The organism is Streptomyces sp. NPDC087263 (assembly GCF_044744645.1).
Lineage (GTDB): Bacteria > Actinomycetota > Actinomycetes > Streptomycetales > Streptomycetaceae > Streptomyces.
The window spans coordinates 604,750-624,143 of record NZ_JBIUYT010000003.1 but is presented as its reverse complement, the minus strand read 5'-3'; the positions used below and the strand labels follow the sequence as shown (position 1 = coordinate 624,143).

17 protein-coding genes are annotated in these 19,394 nt (G+C 66.4%); 8 read left to right on the top strand and 9 right to left on the bottom strand.

Annotation, left to right across the window (positions count from 1 at the left end; translation table 11 throughout):
- The first annotated feature begins 64 nt into the window (after positions 1–64).
- The 4 genes from ACIPC1_RS12140 to ACIPC1_RS12125 all read left to right on the top strand — a co-directional run bounded on the left by ACIPC1_RS12140 (position 65) and on the right by ACIPC1_RS12125 (position 3,563).
- Positions 65–571, top strand: a complete 507-nt coding sequence (locus tag ACIPC1_RS12140) for a zinc-binding dehydrogenase (protein ID WP_402515891.1) — start codon at positions 65–67, stop codon at positions 569–571.
- Between the two features lie 283 nt (positions 572–854).
- On the top strand, positions 855–1,241 hold the full coding sequence (locus ACIPC1_RS12135; protein ID WP_402515888.1) for a hypothetical protein: 387 nt from the start codon (positions 855–857) through the stop codon (positions 1,239–1,241).
- A gap of 709 nt (positions 1,242–1,950) precedes the next feature.
- A complete protein-coding gene (locus ACIPC1_RS12130) occupies positions 1,951–3,369 on the top strand; it encodes a ferric reductase-like transmembrane domain-containing protein (RefSeq protein WP_402515885.1) in 1,419 nt (472 codons plus the stop codon).
- 29 nt (positions 3,370–3,398) lie between these two features.
- On the top strand, positions 3,399–3,563 hold the full coding sequence (locus ACIPC1_RS12125) for a hypothetical protein (RefSeq protein ID WP_402515882.1): 165 nt from the start codon (positions 3,399–3,401) through the stop codon (positions 3,561–3,563).
- Positions 3,564–3,662: 99 nt separating this feature from the next.
- Here the strand turns inward: ACIPC1_RS12125 and ACIPC1_RS12120 are convergent, their stop codons facing one another.
- The 4 genes from ACIPC1_RS12120 to ACIPC1_RS12105 all read right to left on the bottom strand — a co-directional run bounded on the left by ACIPC1_RS12120 (position 3,663) and on the right by ACIPC1_RS12105 (position 7,829).
- Positions 3,663–4,382: a response regulator transcription factor gene (locus ACIPC1_RS12120; protein ID WP_402516304.1), complete on the bottom strand. Its 720-nt coding sequence runs from the start codon at positions 4,380–4,382 to the stop codon at positions 3,663–3,665.
- A 626-nt stretch (positions 4,383–5,008) separates the two neighbouring features.
- The gene (locus ACIPC1_RS12115; protein WP_402515879.1) at positions 5,009–5,689 is read right to left on the bottom strand and encodes a class I SAM-dependent methyltransferase; all 681 of its coding nucleotides are present in this window, start codon (positions 5,687–5,689) and stop codon (positions 5,009–5,011) included.
- A gap of 442 nt (positions 5,690–6,131) precedes the next feature.
- Complete coding sequence (locus tag ACIPC1_RS12110) at positions 6,132–6,374, bottom strand: hypothetical protein (RefSeq protein ID WP_402515876.1); 243 nt, start codon at positions 6,372–6,374, stop codon at positions 6,132–6,134.
- A 48-nt stretch (positions 6,375–6,422) separates the two neighbouring features.
- Entirely contained in the window at positions 6,423–7,829 is a 1,407-nt protein-coding gene (locus ACIPC1_RS12105) for a ferric reductase-like transmembrane domain-containing protein (protein ID WP_402515873.1), read from the bottom strand.
- A 259-nt stretch (positions 7,830–8,088) separates the two neighbouring features.
- Here ACIPC1_RS12105 and ACIPC1_RS12100 point away from each other — a divergent pair, with 259 nt between their 5' ends.
- The gene (locus ACIPC1_RS12100) at positions 8,089–8,778 is read left to right on the top strand and encodes a response regulator transcription factor (RefSeq protein WP_402515870.1); all 690 of its coding nucleotides are present in this window, start codon (positions 8,089–8,091) and stop codon (positions 8,776–8,778) included.
- The gene (locus ACIPC1_RS12095; RefSeq protein ID WP_402515868.1) at positions 8,775–10,196 is read left to right on the top strand and encodes an ATP-binding protein; all 1,422 of its coding nucleotides are present in this window, start codon (positions 8,775–8,777) and stop codon (positions 10,194–10,196) included. Before ACIPC1_RS12100 ends, ACIPC1_RS12095 begins: the two co-directional genes overlap by 4 nt.
- A 50-nt stretch (positions 10,197–10,246) precedes the next feature.
- On the opposite strand, the gene ACIPC1_RS12090 is transcribed toward ACIPC1_RS12095, so the two are convergent.
- The 3 genes from ACIPC1_RS12090 to ACIPC1_RS12080 form a co-directional block, all read right to left on the bottom strand.
- A complete protein-coding gene (locus ACIPC1_RS12090; protein WP_402516303.1) occupies positions 10,247–12,028 on the bottom strand; it encodes an ABC transporter ATP-binding protein in 1,782 nt (593 codons plus the stop codon).
- Positions 12,029–13,105: 1,077 nt separating this feature from the next.
- Positions 13,106–14,251, bottom strand: a complete 1,146-nt coding sequence (locus ACIPC1_RS12085; RefSeq protein WP_402516301.1) for an RNA polymerase sigma factor — start codon at positions 14,249–14,251, stop codon at positions 13,106–13,108.
- An 8-nt stretch (positions 14,252–14,259) separates the two neighbouring features.
- Positions 14,260–14,667 carry a YciI family protein gene (locus ACIPC1_RS12080; protein WP_402516298.1) on the bottom strand — a complete coding sequence of 136 codons (408 nt, stop codon included), beginning with the start codon at positions 14,665–14,667 and terminating at the stop codon, positions 14,260–14,262.
- A 344-nt stretch (positions 14,668–15,011) separates the two neighbouring features.
- Here ACIPC1_RS12080 and ACIPC1_RS12075 point away from each other — a divergent pair, with 344 nt between their 5' ends.
- Positions 15,012–15,632, top strand: a complete 621-nt coding sequence (locus ACIPC1_RS12075; RefSeq protein WP_402515866.1) for a TetR/AcrR family transcriptional regulator — start codon at positions 15,012–15,014, stop codon at positions 15,630–15,632.
- Positions 15,633–15,751: 119 nt separating this feature from the next.
- Positions 15,752–16,471 carry a DinB family protein gene (locus ACIPC1_RS12070; protein ID WP_402515863.1) on the top strand — a complete coding sequence of 240 codons (720 nt, stop codon included), beginning with the start codon at positions 15,752–15,754 and terminating at the stop codon, positions 16,469–16,471.
- 153 nt (positions 16,472–16,624) lie between these two features.
- On the opposite strand, the gene cpt is transcribed toward ACIPC1_RS12070, so the two are convergent.
- Together cpt and ACIPC1_RS12060 are read right to left on the bottom strand one after the other, a co-directional pair.
- Entirely contained in the window at positions 16,625–17,158 is a 534-nt protein-coding gene (gene cpt, locus ACIPC1_RS12065) for a chloramphenicol phosphotransferase CPT (protein ID WP_402515861.1), read from the bottom strand.
- Positions 17,159–17,505: 347 nt separating this feature from the next.
- Positions 17,506–18,801 (bottom strand): MFS transporter, encoded by a 1,296-nt coding sequence (locus ACIPC1_RS12060; protein WP_402515859.1) that lies wholly within the window; start codon positions 18,799–18,801, stop codon positions 17,506–17,508.
- Between the last annotated feature and the right edge of the window lie 593 nt (positions 18,802–19,394).

Sequence of the window (19,394 nt, the reverse complement as noted above, 5' to 3'; positions counted from 1 at the left end):
TGAAGTACGTCAAAGCGTCCCATCCCACCGCTTCACCAAGGACCCGACTCGGGCATGACCGGCATTGGCTTCGACCAGCGGAGGCCCGATCGGGCAGCTGGCATGTCGCATCGCCGCCCAACGGGACGCGAACCGCGTCATCCTGGTGGAGCCGGCCCCGGAGCGCCGCCGTTTCGGCCCGGCCTCACGGGCCGATCCGACCATGAGCCCGGCGCGGGCCGGCGTCCAACTCGACACCTCCACGGTGGATGTGGTGTTCGAGTGTTCGGGCAGTGCGGCGGCCATAGCGGAAGCCCTCCGGCTGCTGACCCCTGGTGCTGTGCTGGCCAACGTGGGTGCGGGACCCGGTGGTGGATTCGACCCCGACATCGTTCTGCTCAAAGAACTCACCGTCCGCGGGTCGTTCGTCTACGGCGCGGAGTTCGACAGCGCCATCGAACTACTCGCCCGCGGAGACATCCGCGTCGACGACCTCACCACGGAGATCGCGCCGGTCGAGGAGGCACTGCGGGCGATCGAGAACCTCCGCTCTGCGGAGGTCATGAAGGTGCTCATCGCGCCCAACGGGTGACACCGGGACCACAGTCCGTCCTCCCAGGAGCACTGCGCACTCCTTGTCCACGAGTCTGAAAAAAGCACATCTTAGGCGTTTTCTCATACTCAGAAACATCCGGGTCGCAACAAATGGAGCGTTGCGCCCAGGAAGCTCGTGGAGCATTTATGAGTACGTCTCATATTCACCTGAGGGAGCCTCATCCATGAGGCGTGGAAAGCGATTCCGGAATTTATCCGTACGGCTTCCATGCCTAGCATGAACACGTCCACGAAATCGCCCCCACAAGGGAGAAGAACGTATGCGTGTCACGTCTCTCAAAGCCGCTGTCATAGCGACGACTGCGTCAGTCGCACTGTTCGCGGGCGCCGCCGGCGCGGCAGAAGCAGCGCCGAGTGCGGCAAAGCACCGGGTTTCCAGCACGTCGAAGGTCAGCGCGGGCACTTCTGTCGGGACCAAGAGTTTCCACGGTGGCGCGGTGACCGTGACCATCGACGCCAGTGGCTCCAAGAACATCAAGCACACCTGGAAGTTGAGCGTCGCCGGCAAGCAGTTCACCTCCGGAACCTACAAGGAGAACGACAAGAAGAGGAGCTGGACCTTCACCAAGGTCCAGTCCGGCGAGCTCAAGCTGTCAGCCCCGGCCGCCAAGGGCCAGGTCACGAAGATCACCCTCGAATGGAACTGATCCCGAGCGGCCCATGACCCGTGCCCGTGCGGATCGGTGGCCCTCCACCACCGGCCACCGGCCACCGGCCACCGGGGCACGATCGCCGCATCATCGACGCGCACCTCACACACGAGGTGCGCGTCGCACTGTTTCGACGGCGCCCACGGCCCGCCGGCTGACCGCTCGGCAGACCCTTCCCGCCCGTTGCAACGGCCCTCTCCATGACGCAAGTCAGTCTTAAGGCCACCACAAAGAGGGCCGCAACACTGAGCGCTCAAGGTGCTTTACAGGCGGGACATCCACCCATGGTTGAGCCAGCTCCCGACAACAAGCACCTCCAGATAAGTCACTTACACGAAAGGCAAAAAGGCAATGCGCCGACTCGCACTGGGGGCTCTTGCGGCATTCGCCGCCGCGGCTCTGCTCACTGGCTGCAACGACAGCTCCTCGGATGACGGCACCAGTGGGTCCTCGACCAAATCCACGGCTCCAAGCAATGCCACCTGCGCACCCGCAAGTTCAAAGGCGGGCGATGACACGCCCGGTGACTGCGACCACACAGGCAAGCCTGGCGAGAACAAGTAGAGAAACAGAGGGATTCGCGGCCGCCAGCGCGCATGGACACTTTCTTAGAATGGTCACAAAGACCTCCACCATCCTGAAAGGCGCAGCACGGTCCACGTAGTGGGACTGTGCTCCAGGCCTCGGGTGTGATGAGAGGGTGTCCATGGGAACGATTCATCAGGTACCACCGGAACGATCGCCGCAGCCCCCGGACGGGACGCTCCCGCGTCCACAGCGGTACCGGCCCGGGTGGGGTGATCTGCTCGGTACCCTCGCGATCTTCGCGACCGTCGCCCCTCTCGGCCTGTGGCTGCTGAATCACGGGCTGCCGCTCCCGCTGGGAATGAAGTCCACGGTCGGCATGCTGGGTCTGCTGTGCTCGCTCGTCGCGACCCAGCTCATGCTCCTGCTGGTCATCCTCCTGGCACGGATCCCGTGGGTGGAACGAGCTTGGGGACACGATCGCCTAGCTCGGTTGCATCGCTGGATCGGATTCGCATCGTTCTGGTTCATGATGAGCCACATCGTGGCTCAGACCCTGGAGCGAGTCTCCCGCGACTGGTCGACTGCCTGGCAACGGACCTACGAGATCTACGTTGTTGAACCGTGGATGCTCGCCGCCACCGTCGGCACCGTCCTCATCCTCGGCGTGATGATCACGTCGATGCGCTGGGCACGCCGACGGTTGCGCTTCGAGAGCTGGCACCTACTGCACCTCTACACCTACCTCGGCCTGATCTTCATCCTGCCGCACATGCTGGTGACGGGGCCGGAGTTCCACGCACAGTGGGCACGCACCTGCCTGTGGACCGAATACATCCTCGCCGCGACCTGCATCCTGGTCTTCCGCCTCGGGCTGCCTCTGTACCTGTCTCTGTATCACCGCCTCCGTGTCGAGCGGGTCAGCACCGAAGCGCCCGGTGTGGTGTCCATCTCGCTGACAGGCCGTCGGCTGGACCGACTGCACGCGAAGTCGGGGCAGTTCTTCATCTGGCGTTTCATGGATGGACCCGGTTGGACCCGCGGTCACCCCTACGCCCTGTCCGCGGCGCCGCAGCGTGACCGGCTCCGTATCTCGGTCCGGGAGTCCGGCGACGGCAGTGCCCGCGCCATCACGCTGGAGCCCGGTACCCGCGCGCTGATCGAGGGGCCGTACGGCACCATGACCGCGCGTCAGCGCCGCTGGCCGAAGATGCTGCTCATCGCCGCCGGAATCGGCATCACGCCGTTGCTGGCCCTGTTGGAAGACACCCTGTACGACCCGGGCGAAGCAACCTTGATCTACCGCTTCAGCGGTGAAGCGGATCGGCTCTTCACAACGGAACTACAGGAGCTCGCCACCCGACGCGGCGTAGAACTGGTCCTGCTCCCAGGAGCACGCAGTCCGGACGGCTCATGGCTGCCGGCCGACTACGGTTCGGAACCAGACGAGATCGCCGTACTGCGTCACGCCGTTCCCGAACTGGTCTGCCGCGACATCTATGTGTGCGGCCCCCCACCGTGGGCCTCCGCGGTCCATGCCACGCTGCGCCGCGCGGGCGTACGTGAGGAAGACATCCATACCGAAGTGTTCGCCTGGTAACGGGCCCTGTTCCGAGGAGCGACGCCGTCATGCATCGCATCACCCTGTGGAGTGCTCTGATCATCTCTGCGGTCGGCCTGGTCGTGTGCTACATGGTCAACGCCAGTGGTCTGACTGCCAACCCTTCCGTACCCACCGACGACAACAAGGAGCCGGGCACCCACATGCCGGCTGACGGGACGGCGGAGAAGTAGCCGCCCTTCCCGTCTCCTGTTCGAGCCACGCCCCTGAACCCCTTTGGCGTTCAGGGGTGTTGCTCGAACAGGTCGAGCCCCGCAACCGTGAACCGGCCGTCAATGGGTCGGGGGGGCCGAGGCGCCCGTCTCCAGGATGTAGCCGACACCCCGAACGGTGCGGAGCAGCCGCGGCAGACCGCCCGCTTCAAGCTTGCGACGCAAGTACATGACGTACACGTCGACGGTGTTGGACGTGGGTCCCCCCTGTTCGCCCCACAGCGATGTGAGCAACCACTCCCGTTTCAGTACCTGGCCGGGGCGCGCGAGGAAGAGTTCCAGCAGGGCGAACTCCGTACGTGTCAGGTTCAGGTTGCGGCCCTCGCGGGTGACCCGGCGATTGGTTATGTCCATGCGCAGACCGCCGAAGGTCAGAACCGACCGACGGGATCTGGTGACCTGGCTGCGCCGCAGAAGCGCACTGATCCGGGCCATCAGTTCGTCGGCGACGAACGGCTTGAGGACATAGTCGTCGGCACCGGTTTCCAGACCTGTCACGCGGTCACCGATCGCGTCGCGGGCCGTAAGCATCAGTACGGGAACCTCGTCGCCACGGGCGCGCAGCCGGCGGCATACCGTCAACCCGTCCGTGCCGGGCAGGAGCACATCGAGGACGATGAGGTCGGGGCGCAGCTGGGCGGCCGTCCTGAGCGCCTCTTCACCGTCCGAGGCGAGGAGCACTCTGTAGCCGCGTCGCGTAAGGGTCATCTCCAGCACGAGGCGGATCGCCTCTTCGTCATCGACGACGAGAATGCTCGGGCCGTCGTGGGTGGTGGTCATTGCCATGTCTTGTTCTCCGAGGTCTGTCGGAACACGGAGCCGGCGGAGCCGGGGAAGATGTTCTGCGCCGGAGGCCGGGGTGTTGTGCCCGGCCGGAAGGGGCCGGTGCACTGCCACTTGAGCCGCTGTGTCGCCAGGTACGTGCGGCTGTACGCCGGTCTCCCTGTGGGCGCTGCTTTCCCTCTTGAGGCTCTGCGAGCTCACTGAACAGGACACTAGGCCGACTTATTGAGGGCGCTATAAGAAAATTCAGACGATGAGAGCCTGCACACTAATGGCACATCTCCCACAGCGAATTGCCGAATACCACCGTCGGCACGGAACCCGAAACAGGGTGTTGGGCGTCTGTCGCGGCCTGCTGTTCGGCCCCGGGCGGAGAAAGGGGTTCTCAAGGGCCGCCGAGCTCACGGAGTGAAGATCGCCCACTGATCCGCAGGGCGGACCCCCTTGGAGAAGTGGTGACCGCCTCCAGCCGTGCCTGCGCGGCGACATCGACGGCATCGGGGAACGGGGAACGGGTCAGATTCGCCGCGCGGGGAGCTTACGCAGCCCCTCGGCAGGCAGCCGCGTCGGCCGTCGGCAGCGCCCGTCGAACAGACCCAACAGCCGGGGAGCGCCTCGGCTCTTCAGGCCCGCGGGAGCGCTCCGCAGTGGCAGGTGGCCGGGGCGGGTGCCAGGAGGTGATGGACGTAGGCGGGTGGCAGGTTGGAGAGGACGATCTCGCTGCCCACCACGTGCGGGGCGGTGGCCTCACGCAGTGCGTGCCGGGAGAGGGCCTGCCGGGGATGGACGCGCTGTATGGCGCCGCCTCCGATGTAGCTGAAGAAGGAGAGCCGGCCGCCGGGCCTGAGTGACGACAGGAGTTGGCGGACGACGGTTTCGATCTGTGCGGGCGGGAAGTTCGCGAAGGGCAGCCCGCACACGATGTTGTCGTAGTAGCCGAGTTGCTGGTCCTGGATGAGGCCGTGGTGCAGGCGGGTGCGGTGGGCGATGGCGGCCAGTCGTGTGTCGTACTGGAGGGCCGCGGCCAGGTGGTCGACGAACGGGCCGTTGGCCTCGACGAGTTCGAGTGTGTCGTGTGGGCCGAGGCGGGGGGCGAGGTGGCGGGTGACGGCTCCGGTTCCCGGTCCGACTTCCAGCACGGCGCGCGGCTGGTGCGGGCTGCCGGGTTGGATGTGGCGGGTGAGGGCGCGGCAAAGGGCGGCCCCGCTGGGCGTGATGGATCCCGTCATTTTCGCGGTTCGGGTGAACTGCCGGAGAAAGGCCAGGGCTTCTGCCCTTGCGGCCGATGCGGTGGGGGTCGTCACGTGGGCACCTTCGCCTTGCTGATGAACGGGGTGGGTTGAAGCTGAGGAATGTTCGGTGGCAGCGCGCTGGTGACAAGCTCTTCAGCGCAGACCGCGGTACGAGCAAGGCCGCCCAAAACAGAGGGGTTGGGGTTTCGTGCTCGTGGTCCGGCCCACATGGCCCGGCATGGCATCGCGTCACCAGCGGTGTGCTCTGCGGGAAGATGCGCCGACGGTGCGCTCCGCGGGAAGATGCGCCGCGTGAGGAATGGGCAGCGGCGGGCGGGGCCACGTCGCTGAACTCAGCCGCAAGGACGCCGGCTGTTTGCGGCGTCGCAGGTGGCGTGCAGGTGCTGCATGGCCGTCCCGGTCCAAGGCGTGGCTCGGGAGGGCCAGTTGCTGGGACCGTCCTGTCGGTCGAGGACGATCCCAGCAGCGGAGGATGTTCCCGGCAGGGAGGGGACTACTTGTTCTCGCCCGGCTTGCCGACATGCTCGCCGTCGCCCGGCGTGTCGTCTCCGGCCTTTGCCTGATCGGCAGGGGTTGCGGACGCGTCGGCGCCCGGGCTGGCAGGGGCCGTCGCGACGGGCTCCTCGTTCCTGGTTTCGCCTCCCTTCGCCCCGCTCCCGGAAAGGTTGAGCTGGTAGGCGAAGAGAAGGGCGCTGACGGCGAGCGTGGCCGTGAGCCAGAGCGTGATGCGGCGCATGATTACTCCTGTGATGTTTGAGAAGCGCGGTTGACGGGTGTTGCCGGGTTACCAGGCGAATTCCTCGGTGTGCAGACTGTCTCGGTGCACACCGGCGGCCCTGGCTGCCTTGCGGACCGCTGAGAGCCAGGCAGGCGGGCCGCAGACGTAGACATCGCGGTGGGCGACGTCCGAGACGAGTTCCTTGAGCACTTCGGCGTCATCGGCGTGGGTGTCGACGCCCGCCGGCAACCACGAGTCGTCGGCGCGGCGGGGGCCGGGCATGAAGTGCAGTTCGACACCGCGCCGACCGGCGAGCTCCCGGAGTTCGTCGGCGAACACGGCATGTTCGGCTTCGGTGTAGCGGTAGAGGAGGACGGCTTCCCCCGGGGCGTAGGGGGTGTCCTCAAGCAGGGCGCGCATGGGGGTGACACCGATCCCGGCGGCGATCATGAGCATCCGGGGGTGGCTGCGCTGCCGTGCCGTGAGGGTGCCGTACGGGCCTTCGATCAGTACGCGGGTGCCGGGCCTGAGCCGGGCTTGGCGCTCGCTTCCGTCTCCGGCGATCTTCACCGTGATCCTCAGACGGTCGGCCGTGGGTGCCGCGGAGAGGGTGTACGGATTGCCGCGGGACCAGCCCGGGCCGTCAAGGAAGCGCCAGATGAAGAACTGTCCGGACTCGGTGCGCAGCCTGTCCAGCCGGTGTCCGCGCATGGTGACGGAGAAGATCCCTGGCCCCTCGGGACGAACCTCTGCCACGCGCAGGCGGTGATACAGGGATCGCCAGGCGGGCCAGCCCAGCCGGTAGAGGACGGTGACGCCGGCGGCGAACAGATACAGGGTCCACCAGTAGGCGCGGGCCCAGGACTCATGGAAGTCGGCTCCGTCCTCCAGCATGTGCGGGAAGGTGAAGGCGACACCCAGATAGGCGTACAGGTGGAGAAGGTGCCAGGACTCGTAGCGGAGCCTGCGGCGGGCAGCCCGGACCGAGGTGACGACCACCATGATCACGGCGATGGTGCCGATCGTGGCGAACAGCATCCACGGGTCGGTGACGAAGAGCTTCCACATTTCGTCCAGGGCGGCGGCCGGGTCTCGGGAGATGCGCTGCACGGCGAAGAGCACGACGTGCGCCATCATCAGCCAGAACGAGGCGAAGCCGATCCAGCGGTGCCGCCGGGTGAGCAGGTCGTGGCCCCAGGACCGCTCGACCCAGGGGATCCGGGCCAGGAGCACGACCTGGAGCAGCATCAGATCGGCAGAGACCAGTCCGGTGAGCAGGCCGAGCGATCCGACGGCGGTGTCCACGGTGGTCAGGCTCAGCAGGCCCTGGTTGCGGATCCAGATGAATACGACGGCGACCACTGAGGCGATGGCGGCCGGGCCCAGCAGGTCGGCAAAGCCGAACCGGAGGGCGCCGCGGCGCGGCGCGGGCGACCTTCGGTGGCCGGCGGCCGCCGTGTTGGATGTGGTCATCAGTGGCTTCCCTCAGACATGTGACGGGGCTGAGAGCACCCTGCTGGGCGCTTCGATGACCAGAGTGGAGGGCATTTTTGTGGCGCCTTTAAGAAGGCGCAGGCAGCGACGGGGGCCGACCGTTCTTAATCTGTTTTGTGAATGATCAGCCATGCTGTTCGCGGGTGGTTCAGACGGGCCCGTCCGTTTCGTCCGGGCTCCCTGATCCGCAATCGCACTACGGCTCGGGTGTCCGGCCCAGCACGGAAAGTGAGGGGCGATGTCCGTTTCTCGGCGAAAGCCGCTGGTGCTTGTCGTGGACGACGACCAGGGCGTCCGCCAGGCGCTGCGACTGGGGCTGTCCGTCGAGGGCTTCGACGTCCAGGAAGCTGCGGACGGGGAATCCGGTCTGGAGTCGATCACCGCGCAGCTACCTTCCGTCGTCCTGCTGGACGTCGTCATGCCCGGCATCAGCGGCGTGGAGGCCGTACGGCGCATGCGGCTGCAAGGTCGCACGATTCCGGTGTGCATGCTCTCCGCACGCGACGAGGTCGACGACCGGGTGGCAGGACTGGCGGCCGGTGCCGACGACTACGTGGTCAAGCCGTTCTCGGTCGCCGAGCTCGCCGCCCGGCTGCACGCCCTGGTCCGCCTGCACGAAAGCAGCCACCAGCGCCCTCTCCTGCTGGGGGACCTCACCATCGAGCCCGCCCGCCGGGAGGCCACCCGTGCCGGTCGTGAGCTGGGGCTCACCACACGTGAATTCGATCTTCTGGTGACGCTCGCCCAGCGTCCGGGGCAGGTCCTGAGCCGCGCCCAGCTGCTGGAGCAGGTGTGGGGATATACCTGGGACGTGGACACCAATGTGGTCGACGTCTTCATCGGCTATCTCCGCAGAAAACTCGAAGCGGGTGGCGAGAAGCGGATCCTGCAGACGGTGCGCGGCGTCGGATTCGCGCTGCGGACATGAGGCTCCCCCTGCCGCGCAGCCTGCGCTCACAGATCACCGCGAGTGTCGCTCTCCTGGTGGTGCTCGTGGTCGGCGTCGCCGGCCTCGTCATCGTGGACCGCATCGACCACCGTGACCGTACGGACGTCGACCGACAGCTCACCGCCCGCGCCGACAAGGTTCAGGGGGACGCCGACAAGCTGTTGTCGCAAGGAAACGGGGCGGACAGCCCCGGCAGTGACGACTACGGCGGCCTGCTGGTCGGCAGCCAGTCCCTGGTCCGGCTCGTCTCCGGGAACGAGATCATCACCCAGCGCGGTGATCAGCCCACGGCTGACATTCCCGTCCCGACATCGGACGGCCTGAGCACCGTCCGCGTCGGCGGCCAGTCCTGGCGGTCCTTCGTGCAGCCCCTCAAGGACGACTCAGACGAACGCCTTCAAGTGCTCCAGGACCTCGGCCCCATCGAGCAGCGGCTGGCCGACAACACGCGCATCGTGGCCGGCGTCGCCGCACTGTCCATGTTCATCGCCGCGGGCGGCGTGTGGCTGATCACTCGGATGATCCTGCAGCCTCTGCAACGACTGCGCACCGGAGCGCACCGGATCCGTGCCGCCGACACCCATCAGCAACTCCCGACGGTCACCCGGCCGCAGGAGGTGGCGGACTTGTCCGCATCCCTCAATCGCATGCTGGCCCAGCTACAGACGAGCATGCACGCCACCCGCCGCTTCACCGCTGACGCGGGACACGAACTGCGCACCCCGCTCACCACCATCGGCATGAACCTCGAAACCCTCCAGCGCAATCCCCATCTGCCCGCTGCCCACCGGCAGGAGGCCCTCGATGCCATGGTCATGGAGCATCGCCGGATCACGGTCCTGCTGGAGGGGCTGCAGATTCTCGCCCGAGGTGATGCCGGTGCGCTGCCTCCGCGCGCCACGGTGGACCTGCCCGCACTGCTCGACGAGGTGGTACGTCACGCTCAGCACCGGCATCCGCTGACCACGTACAGCACGTCCATCGCCACCGGTGGCGTTCCACGCGTCCAGGGCTGGCCGGCCGGACTGCGCATGGCCGTGGACAACCTGCTCAACAATGCGGCCCTGCACGGGCGACAACCCCAGGGCCAGGTTCACGTATCGCTGACGTGGGACTCCTCACAGGCCTTCATCTCCGTCATCGACGACGGGCCCGGCATTCCCTCGGACGAGCGCGAAGCCGTCAAGGAACGCTTCGCACGGGGCCGTAGGCCACGCAGCCACGGCTCCGGTCTCGGGCTGGCCCTCGTGCAACAACAAGCCGAGCTGCACGGCGGGGCGCTGACCCTGGGAGACGCCGACGGCGGAGGACTCCGGGCGACGCTGACCATCCCACTGCACCGGACCGCCGGTTCCTCCGCACACAACACTCCCCCGGCGCACTCCCGGCGGAGGTAGGTGCCTTTGGGTCATGCATCCAGAGGCGTGGGGCGGTCGCGGCACACTCATCACGTGGATTCGTCGGAGTGGGCCCCGGCGGGTTCTGTCTTTTTGAGCCGGACACCGTGGGGTGCTCCGTGTAGTTCCGCATAGACGCCTCGGTGGGCGAGGAGCTCGTGATGTGTTCCGGTCTCCACCACCTGACCGTTGTTGAGCACCACGACGCGGTCGGCCTGGGGAGCCAGTTGCAGGTCATGGGTGATCATGACGGTGGTGCGGCCGGACATCAGCTGGCGTAGCGGGCCGATCACACGACGGACTGCCAGGGCGTCAAGTCCGGTGGTGGGCTCGTCGAGGATCAGTACGGGTGCGTCACGAAGCATCGCCCGGGCGATCGCGATGCGTTGCAGCTGACCGCCGGAGAGCTGGGCGGTGTGGGGATCGATGTGGGTGCCGTAGCCGTCCGGCAGCGCGATGACGAAGTCGTGGGCGGCAGCGGCGCGGGCCGCGTGCTCGACCTCCCGGTCGGTGGCGCCGGGACGTCCGCAGGCGATGTTCTCGTGGATGGTGTCGTGGAGGATGAGGGTCTTCTGGGGCAGCAGAGTGACGTTCTCGCGCAGGAACGACAGCCCAACGGTATTCAGGTCGACTCCGTCGAGATGGATGCTTCCGGCGGTGGGGTCGTAGAAGCGCAGCAGCAGTTTGGCGATGGTGGACTTTCCCGCGCCGCTCGGACCGGTGACGACGATGAACTCACCGGGCCTGGCGGTGAGGGACACGTCGCTGAGAGTGGGCGCTTCCTGTCCGGGGTAGCTGAAGCCGACGCGGTCGAGCTGCACCATGCCGTGCACGCGCCACGGTGTGACGGCCTGGCGCTTCGGGGGGTCACTGACGGCGGGCTGTGTGTCGAGGATGTCCAGCAGTCGTTCGGCGCCGGCGGTGGCTGCGCTGATGGTCAGGCCCAGTTGGCCGAGGCTGCGCAGTGGGGGGTACAGGTAGCCCAGAAAGGCGGCGAAGGACAGGAGTTGGCCGAGGGTCATGCGGCCCTGGGAGATTTCCCAGGCGCCCAGCCCGATCACACCAAGGACGCACACCGTCTCAAGGACCTCGACGGCCTGCTCGTAGAGTTCGCTCATGCGCGCGCCGGTCACCGAGGCCCGCATCCACGCACGAGCCTCGTGGCGCAACCGCTTCTCCTCGGCGTTCTTGCGGTTGTAGGCCTGAGTGAGCACCACGTTGCCGAGCGCCTCCTCGACGACCGAGGTGATGGCTCCGTCGGCGACACGTTCCTCACGGGCAACGGCCTTGATGGGGGCGGAGAACTTCCGGGCCGTGAGCCACAGGACCGGTGCGAGCAGGAAGGTGGCCAGTGCCAGGTCCCAGCGCAGCCACAGGGCGGCGGCCGAGAACAGTACGACGTTGAAGACGGCGGAGACGATACCGACGACGCCGGAGACGACCATTTCCTCGATGGACTCGACGTCCCCTGTCAGCCGCTCCAGCAGGTCGCCCTGGCGGTGTCTCTGGAAGAAGTCGGGCGGCAGGTCCTGCACGTGGCCGAAGATGTGAGCCCGCAGACGCATGACGAAACGCTCCGCTGTCCAGACGGCCAGCGAGTTGCCGGCGTATCTGACGGCTGCACCGAGGACCGCGACAGCCAGCCACTGGCCCGCCGGTGCCCAGAAGGCTTTCAGAGAGCCCTTCTGGAGCGCGTGGTCGGTGAGTTCGCCGAACAGCAGGATCGCGGCCGTCTCGCACAGTGCGGCGACGATGACACCGACACAGATCAGCACCAGCCAGCGCCGGTCGCCCCTTGTCAGGGGCCAGAAGCGGGCGAACGCCTGCCTCATGGTGAGGGTGGGGGGCCCGTCGGTCTCGGCGCCGTCGGCACTCCTCGCGACGGTATGCGGTTGCAGTCCCACCAGTGTCTGAGTGCCGTGGGGGCGCAGAAGGCCGGGGCGGCGGTGACGTCCTCGTACGGGAGGTGCTTGCGGCAGGCGCAGTTGCATCGTCTGCTGTTCGTTGTATGAGGTCACTGCCACTCCTGGGTTGGCTTGGACATGCGGGAGGCGGGTCCGCGGCTCCATGCCGCGGACCCGCCTTTCGCTCAGGGGCAGGTCAGTGCTTGATCGGGCGCTTGTGGGGCTTCGGCTTCGCCGTCTTGGCCTTGGCGGGCTTGACGGGCTTGGTGGCCTTGGTGGCCTTGACGGCGGCGATCTTCTTGAAGCTCATGCTTCCTCCATAAGCGCAGCCCATCGGCTGCTCAGTTCTTTCGCCGGAGCCGTTCGACTTCGACTTCGACTTCGACACGGAAAACACTAGAAGGCGTTCTTGAGGGTGGCTTAAGAAAGCCTCCAGATTACCCACTTCAAAAGAATCAAGAATATTCAATAATCGGGAACTGGGAAATTTCGCCGCTCGTCGGCGGCCGGCCATGCCAAAAGCGGGCCTGCGACTGGCAGCCGCAGGCCCGCTTTCCCCCTCCTTTGAGGGTGAGGGGTTGTTCAACCCGAGAAGGAAGGTCCGACCGTAGGGTTACTTGATCGGGCGGGCCTTGCGGGCCTTCGCCGGCTTGGCGGCCTTGGCCGGCTTCGCCTTGGCAGGCTTGGCGGGCTTGACCGGGACGACCTTCTTGAAGCTCATGCTTCCTCCATACGCACAGCTCAACGGCTGCCTAGTTCTTTTGTCGAAGCCGTTCGGCTTCGACACGGAAAACACTAGGAGGCGTTCTTGAGAGGAGTTTAAGGAAACAGGTGCGGGAAAATTTTCCACCTATTCTGAAGATCTCTAATGAATGAGAAAAACACAGGAAAGACGAGAGCCGGGCAGAAACCCGTCAGCAGGGTTCGGCAGCGGCATAGCTCACAAGGGCACAGTCATCGATGCCGACAACCGGCCCTTCGTGGATGTGCCCCTGATCGCGCCCGTCAGCGATCCCGGCGGGCGTTGAGCCGGGCGGCCTGACGCGTGAGGTGGTCGCGCTCGGCGAGGTTGGGTGCCTTATGGGCCGCCTCGGCGTACAGCCGTGCCGCCGTCGCCAGGTCGCCGTCACGCTCGTGGAGGTACGCCGCCACCGCGGCGTGGCGGGGCAGTGAGTCGTCCAGCGCCGCGAGCGCGGCCAGGCCGGCGCGTGGTCCGTCGGCCTGGCCGACTGCCACCGCGCGGTTGAGCCGGACGACCGGGCTGTCGGTCAGACGCGCGAGCTCGTCGTACCACTCGACGATCTGCACCCAGTCGGTCTCCGCGGAGGTGGGCGCGTCGGCGTGGAGTGCCGCGATGGCGGCCTGGGCCTGGAACTCGCCCAGCCGGTCGCGGGCGAGGGCCGCCTGCAGGATCCCGACACCCTCGGCGATCGACTTGGTGTCCCATCGGGCGCGGTCCTGCTCGGCGAGCGGCACCAGGCTGCCGTCGGGCGCGGTCCGGGCCGCGCGCCGGGCGTGGTGGAGCAGCATGAGGGCGAGCAGCCCCGCCACCTCGGGGTGCTCGATCGCGGCCGCGAGCTGCCGGGTGAGCCGGATGGCCTCGGCGGCGAGGTCGACGTCGCCGGAGTAGCCCTCGTTGAAGACCAGGTAGAGGACGCGCAGCACGGTGGCGACGTCGCCGGGCTGGTCGAACCGCACTCCGGAGACGGTGCGCTTGGCCCGGCTGATGCGCTGCGCCATCGTCGCCTCGGGTACCAGGTAGGCCTGGGCGATCTGGCGGGTGGTCAGCCCGCCGACGGCACGCAGCGTGAGTGCGACCGCGGAGGACGGCGTCAGCGACGGGTGGGCGCACAGGAAGTAGAGCTGGAGCGTGTCGTCCACCGTGGGCGCGGGCCCGGTGGCCGGCTGCTCGTCGACGAGGTCCTCACGTCGGCGGCGGGCCGTGTCCGCCCGGGTCGCATCGAGGAACTTGCGCCAGGCCGCGGTGACCAGCCAGCCCTTCGCATCCCGCGGCGGGTCGGCCGGCCATACGCGGACCGCCTCGACCAACGCGTCCTGCACGGCGTCCTCGGCCGCCGCGAAGTCGGCTCCGCGGCGGACGAGGATCCCGAGCACGCTCGGTGTGAGGCTCCGTAGCAGGGCCTCGTTCACTTCGGAGGTCACTCCGTGACCGTGGGCTGCACGCCGTAGGCAGGACGAAGTTCGAGCCACTCGTGGATCGGCTCCCCGCCCTTCCCGGGGGCGGCCGACAGTTCCCCTGCCAGCTCGACAGCGCGCTCGTAGCTGTCGACGTCGATCACCATCCAGCCGGCAATGAGGTCCTTGGTCTCGGCGAACGGTCCGTCGGTGACCGGCGGGCGCCCTTCACCGTCGTACCGGACGAACGTCCCCCCGGGGGCGAGCGCCTGCTCGCCGACGAACTCACCGGTCCCCACAAGCCGGTCCGCGAAGTCGCGCATGTACTGCACGTGGGCCGAGATCTCCTCCGGCGTCCACTGGTCCATGGGTGCGTCGTTGACCGAGGCCGGGGCGCCGCGGTAGTGCTTGAGGAGCAGGTACTTGGCCATCGTGTTCTCCTTGGTGCTGATGCGACCCATTGTGGTCGCGTTCACAGCAGGGACGGAGCCGGTCACGGGTTCTCGACATCGCCGTCCGAGTTTTTTTGAGACCCGGGCCTGGGCGAGCCGTCCCACGGTGTCCGGGTCCACGCCGTGGCGTCAGGGCGGGTTGGAGCGACTCCTTCCAAGATCATCCCCTGTGACCGTCAGCTCCCCGCCCCGCAGCCGAAGCGGACCGTGGACGACACCCTCATCAAAGAATCGTGGGCAAGGGCGTCGACCGTGCCCACGCCCTCCGGGCGCAGTGGTAGGCCAGTGATCGCGCCTGTTGCGACAATGGGCAGGTGAATAACGTGTCATCACAGAATCAGGATCGCCGAAGCCGACCCAACTACGACCGTGAATCTCTTCTTGAGATCGCAGTGGAGGTCTTCAACGAGCGTGGTTATGACGCCACCGGTATGGAGGAGTTGGCCAGACGCCTGGGCCTGAGCAAGTCCAGCATCTACCACCACGTCTCCGGCAAGGAGGAACTCCTGGACCTTGCTGTCACCCGTGCTCTCGATGCCCTTTTTTCTCTCATTGACGAACCCAATACAGCCGAACTCGCCCCGACGGCCCGGCTTGAGCACATCGTACGTCGGAGCGTCGAAGTACTCGCAGCCGAGTTGCCGTATGTCACCTTGCTACTGAGAGTCCACGGAAACAGCGCCACCGAACAGCGAGTCCTCAAGCGACGGCGAGAGTTCGATCACCGTGTGGCCGAACTGGTCGAACTCGCGGCGCAGGAAGGAGGAATCCGGGCCGATATCGATCCCCATCTCGCAAGCCGACTGGTTTTCGGCACCGTGAATTCTCTCATCGAGTGGTACCGGCCGGACGGAGAGCTTCCCGTATCGGTTCTCGCCGATGCTCTCACCGTCCTCGTGTTCGGCGGCTTGCGGTCTCCTGGACAGCCTGGCGGCGTGCGGTGATGTTCGGGTGTGCTGAACCGCTCCGTGGGCGAAGAATTCGGTCGCGCCCGGCGAGGTGAGCCGATACTTTCCGCCTGAGCGCAGTGAGGTGCGCGACGCGGCCGCAAGGGGAGATCTGTATGGACACCGAGGGTGCACGGACCGACCGTCTGGGCTTGCTGCTCGAGCAGTTCGACAAGGCCCGGGAGATGGCCCAGGTGCGGCTGACGGGGCTCGGTGACGAGGAGTACCTGTGGGAGCCGGTGCCCGGTTGCTGGTCGCTCCGGCGCCGGAGCGAGGCGGCGACGCCCAGAGCGTTCGGTCCTGGTGAGTGGGTGCTCGACCTGGGCGCGGCGGACATCCCGGCGAGCGAGTACGCCGAGGTTGCCCGGCAGGCCGCCGGCGGCATGACCGTTGCCAAGATCGCCGACGACTGGAGCGTGGGTGTCGAGCGGGTCGAGCAGATCCTCGCCCACACCGGTGAGCCGGAGCCGGACACGGCGCCGATCACGACCATCGCCTGGCGGCTGGGACACCTGCACCACCAGTTCGCGGGCGGTTGGGAGTGGGCCTTCGGCGAACGGCTGCAGGATCCGAAGCTGATGATTGACTTCTCCCCCTCCGCCGCCCTGACACTCGAGCGGTTCTGGCCGGTGATCGACCGCTGGCGCGCGAGCGTAGGTGCCGTCACGGAGGAGCAGCTCGACACGGTCGGCTTCTCGCAGTACCCGTACGGTTCCGACCCCGACGACCCCTTCATCGGCGTGCTGTCGGGGGCCAACCTCGAATTCATCCATCACATGGCCGAGATCGCGTTGCTCCGCGACCTGTGGCGAGCCCGCTTCACCGCCGGCGGGTAGTGCCGCGAGCGTGTTTCGTGGCGCTGCCGGTCCATGCGCCGGTGAGTGGTTCGTAACTCGCAGCGTGAGCCAGCCAGTTGAGCTGACGGGGGCCCTTGATAGACCCACCTGGACCAGGCCGACGGGAAAACGGTGTGAGAGGTGATCCAGCGGTCAACCGACGTGGGCGGCGATGGTTCGCGCACACCTCAGGGACTCGGTGTGCGTCGTGTCCACCTCCAAGTCGTAAGAGACCCCTTCGTGAACCACATCCGCCTGCGCCGCGGCCATCCCCTGGACGCGATCTCCTCGTGCGACCTCACGGCCTGCGGCGACCGCACTGTCACACCTGACGCCCACCCACAACACGGGCAGTCCACCGAGTGCCTTGTGCCACCGCTGCTGAGACGCCGCTCCGCCGAGGAAGACGTCATCGATGATGACTCTGGCGCCTGCACGGGCCATCGCCACGACGCCGTCCTTCCAGGCCGCCTCCAGCGCCCGGAAGTCCGCCCCGACGGTCACTTCGCCGTCCGCCGCGAACACGATTCCCCCGTCCGACGCCCGCATCTTCGCCGGCAGGGCGTCGACGAACGAGTCACACCCGAACGTCAGCCACGGATCGGCCAGTTCGGCCTGCAGGCACCGTACGATCCCGGACTTTCCCGAGCTTGAACCACCATTGAGAATGATCATCTGAGTCGTCACCGCGCCACGGTAAGGCGCTTCCCTCGCGACACGAAACGAATTCCGATGACGGCACGGCCCGGTCGAGCCGCACGAGGTCACACAGTCATCAGCCTTATGAAGTCTTCGACCATCGGTGAGCCTCCACGCCACAAAGGAGAAGATTGCAGATGTAAATAGTGTGAGTAGGTGCTTCCTGCCCGACCGGGTGTTCGTGGCGTCCGTGCAGACTGTTGCCAATCCAGGCGCGAACCAAGACCCGTTGCAGCTGCCCCACCGACCGACCGAGCGGAGGACGCGGGCGTCCACGACAGGTCCCCCAGAGCGGACGTCAATCTCTGACCGCCGTCTCTGGAGGACCCCGACCGTCAAGCCGTTCTACGGGTAACCAGCCACACACAGCCGAGGCTGATCAGCGTCACCGCCGTGAGGTACAGGGCGATAGGTGTGGTGGATGACCAGCTCGTGTAAAGGCCTGTGGCAACGGTTGGCGCCAGGCCGCCACCGAGTATCGACCCCAGCTGGTAGCCGAGAGAGGCCCCGCTATAGCGAATCTCAGCTCTGAAAAGTTCCGAGAACAGTGCCGCTATCGGCCCATAGACGATACCCATGAATACCGCCGTCACCAGGAGCGCCAGCAGAATCAGGGCGGAGTTCGCGGTGTTGATCATTGGGAACAGGAAGAGTGCGCACCCGACAAGGCCTAGGGAACCGACCCTGAGCACCACTCGCCGGCCATGCCGGTCCGAGAGAGCGGAGGCCCAGGGTATAACCGCGAGCCACACCAGGGACGCGATGAGGGTGAGGACAAGGATGCGGTTCCGGTTCAGTTCCAGCACGGCGGTCGTGTAGGACAGCAGGTAGGCCATGAAGATATAGCCGACCGCGTTGATTCCGATGAACGCCCCGGCGGATAGGGCTACTTCCTTCCAGTGTTCTCGCAGTACTGCCACGATGGGCATGCGCTGTTCCGTTTTCGACTGCTTGACCGCCTCGAAGTCCGGGCTTTCAGAGATGGTGAGTCGAATCACCAGACCTGCCACGACCATGACGGCGCTCGCCAGGAAGGGAACTCGCCACCCCCACGCCAGGAACGCGTCACTGCTGAGATTGGTCGTAAGGCCGAGGAACACCAGGTTGGCAAGAATGAGCCCTCCTGGCACACCCATCTGCGGGAAACTTCCGTAGAAGGCCTTCTTTCGATCAGGGGCATGCTCGACAGCCATGAGGACCGCTCCGCCCCACTCTCCACCGACCCCTATGCCCTGGATGAAACGCAGGGTCACCAGCAGGATCGGCGCCCAGACGCCGACGGTGGCGTAGGTGGGAAGCAGCCCTATGCCCACCGTGGCAAGTCCCATGGTGAGCAGTGAGATCACCAGCATGGACTTGCGGCCGACCCGGTCACCGAAGTGACCCATGACGATGCCGCCCACCGGGCGGGCCAAGAAGCCGACCGAGTAAGTGGCGAAGGCAGCCAGGGTTCCCGCTGCCGAGGAGACACCGGGGAAGAACAGCGGTCCGAATGCAATGGCCGCAGCCATGCCGTAGATGAAGTAGTCGTACCACTCGATGGCGGTTCCGACGAAGCTCGCTGTTGCCACTTGCAGCGGGCGTACCCGCTTTGTCGTGACTGTCCCGGGTAGGTTTCGGTCGATGGCCACTGCTGTCTCCTGACAGGGTGAGCGATGCCGCCGCAGCTGTTCATCGGGGCTTGGGGAGAGGAATACCGGAGCGAAATGGGGGATGAAATCGCTCAGTTGCCGATCTGATCGAGGCCGGTCTGTCACTGCCTCGATCAACATCTGGATATGCCCTGCCGGCTTGTGCGCTGAGCCCGATTTTTCTGCCACGCCTCGTGCAGTCGGACTTCGCTGGTCGCAACAAGCAGGGCGCTGCGCAACTGGATTCCGCCGAGTTCACTGGGTGAGTGATACCAACGGCGCCAGCAGCAGTCGGCGGAAGACCGGGGCAGGATGACGCCCGGGCCGCTCCCGCCGGCTGGAGATGGAGACTCTGCAGCTGAGTGGACTAGGCCTTTCACCATGTCGGCAGAGACTTCCAGGGCTGCGGCTGATCATGGCCTCAGACCTACCGACCGAACGATTGGTCGTCTCGTGACTGGTAAGTAAAGGCAGCCGTGCAACCGGTGTCAAGAGAGTTGAACGGATGGAAGTTTGCCCGCCCAAGAGCATCGCTGGGGCAATCGTTTACTGCCGCCTCTCGGCACCCTGACTGTCGCAGAGATGGCGTTCGA